At 42.9% G+C, this 2012-nt stretch carries 3 protein-coding genes; 1 reads left to right on the forward strand and 2 read right to left on the reverse strand.

The window, feature by feature from the left end:
• On the forward strand, positions 1-254 hold a 254-nt coding region (locus tag AC1DPZ_RS26175; RefSeq protein ID WP_477409028.1), incomplete at its 5' end, for a helix-turn-helix domain-containing protein.
• Here the strand turns inward: AC1DPZ_RS26175 and AC1DPZ_RS26180 are convergent.
• Both AC1DPZ_RS26180 and AC1DPZ_RS26185 read right to left on the reverse strand, forming a co-directional pair.
• Positions 251-1183, reverse strand: a complete 933-nt coding sequence (locus AC1DPZ_RS26180; RefSeq protein WP_477409030.1) for a dihydrodipicolinate synthase family protein — start codon at positions 1181-1183, stop codon at positions 251-253. The genes AC1DPZ_RS26175 and AC1DPZ_RS26180 overlap by 4 nt on opposite strands.
• On the reverse strand, positions 1150-2012 hold an 863-nt coding region (locus AC1DPZ_RS26185), incomplete at its 5' end, for a sodium:solute symporter family transporter (RefSeq protein WP_477409032.1). The genes AC1DPZ_RS26180 and AC1DPZ_RS26185, both read right to left, overlap by 34 nt.

The raw sequence follows: 2012 nt of genomic DNA on the forward strand, positions 1-2012 counted from the left end.
ACCTCAGTGTTACCTCGTTTTGCAGGTATTTTAAGCTGATGACCAAAAAAACCTATTTTGATTTTTTAACCGAGATCAGGATCAGCCATGCCTGCCGGTTTTTAATTGAGGATAAGCTGCCTACCGAAGTGCTGTGCTTTGAGTGTGGTTATAATAACATATCAAACTTTTACCGCCATTTTAAAAGGGTAACCAACATGACCCCGCTTGAGTACAAAAGGCGATACATTAAAGGACAAAAAGCCGCCAGTTAATAAATTTTTATGCCAACCTCGTTTTGCAGGTGGGTGTAACTGCTGTACAGATCCTCAATCTGGATGCGGATGGCCGGTGAAAAATAGCCAACATCACGCCTTGTTTTGGTCGAAATTTTTAATCCCCGTTTGGTTAAGCAGTATTTGGCCACTACAGGATACACATTATGCATCACATCCATGTTTTCAATCAAAAACTGCTGTACGGCATCCACTTCATACTGCAGGGATTCATCAGCATAATTATTGCATAACCATACAATAAGCTCAGGGAAAAAATTACCCTGGATGCAGGACAATCCGGCCGAGCCCGTTTTTAAAGACGCAACCGCATGCCCCATATAAGCATCGTACAAACCAAAACCGGGGTTAATTTTACCGGCCTCTAATTTTTGCTGCACCTCATCAATATTAAGGCAGGTATCTTTATGGTAAATCACCCGGCCGGTAGCTACAAAATCGGCAAGTTGCCGGGGCGACAATAACCTTTTGTAAGGTACCGGACATTCATAAAAGCCTAAGGGGATGTTAGCTGTTTGATCTAACAACTTAAATAACTGGTAATTAAATACCGCATCCGACTCATCAGCATCTGCCAATAAGCTGGTAATTACAATTACAGCCGATGTACCCGTATCGTGCACTTTTTTTACAAAATCGGCTTGTTGGGCAACCGGGCCGCCAAACGTACCCGTGGCTACAACGGGTACCGCGCCGTTCACAATTTTTATAACATGTTTTATAATCTGCAGCCGCTCCTCATCCTTAAGTTCAAACATTTCGCTGGATAAGCAATTGGCAAATACCCCGGTGGCCCCTGCCTGTAAATACATTTCTGTAAGCTGGGTAAGTACATCATAATCAATAGCTCCATTGTTTTTAAAGGGAGTTAACATTACTGGGATAAAACCTTTTTTAGCCTGTTCCATTTTGATGTTTGTGTTGTGTTTAATTTATTTTTCGCTGTAAACCACCCTGTTTTTGTTAAAAATATACCGGTGAGGAAAATAGTGAGTGTACCCACTACAATGATGAGGTTTGTATTTAAAGTACTGCGAAGCGATGCATACTGATCTGGAATAAGAGCAGGAAAAGTAAGCCACATAATTACCAGCACCCCAGTAATTGTTGCTATAATTGCTTCATGGTTACGCGTTTGCCTGCTGATGATGCCCAACAGGAATAAACCCAGCATACCAGCCGCGAATATGCCCGATAGTTGCCACCACACATCCAGGATACTTTTAACACCTATCATAGCTATACCTGCTCCCATACCTGCCAGCCCGAAAACAACAGTACCGATATGTAAAATATTAAGCGTTTGCTTATCATTTAGCTGTGTTTTAAAATATCTCTTATAGATATCAATCGTAAAAACGGTAGCCGATGCATTCATGCCCGAGCTGATGGTGCTCATGGCTGCCGAGAGTATAGCTGCCACAATAACCCCAACCAGTCCGGCGGGGATTTTGGTTACCATAAAGTGCGGCATAATTTTATCGCCATAATCGGCAGGCGTTAATTTGGCCATCACACTGTTTACCTGGCTTGCAGAAGCCGTGGCAGGCAGGCGTTCAATGGCCGCCTGGTGTTTAATGCTCAAAATAAGATCGGGGTGCTGACTGTAGTAAGCATATAAACAGGAACCTATTACAAAAAACAGGAACGATGCAGGTACATATATCGCCACACACAGCCAAACCGACTTTGCAGCCTGCCTGGTTGATTTTGCTGCATGGTAACGCTGTATGTAGT

It is taken from the genome of Mucilaginibacter sp. P4_G9, assembly GCF_056400985.1.

What these genes read in the sequence shown, in the direction of transcription:
- AC1DPZ_RS26180 (WP_477409030.1), bottom strand. Translation starts at nt 1,183, where the DNA reads ATGGAACAGGCTAAAAAAGGTTTTATCCCAGTAATGTTAACTCCCTTT.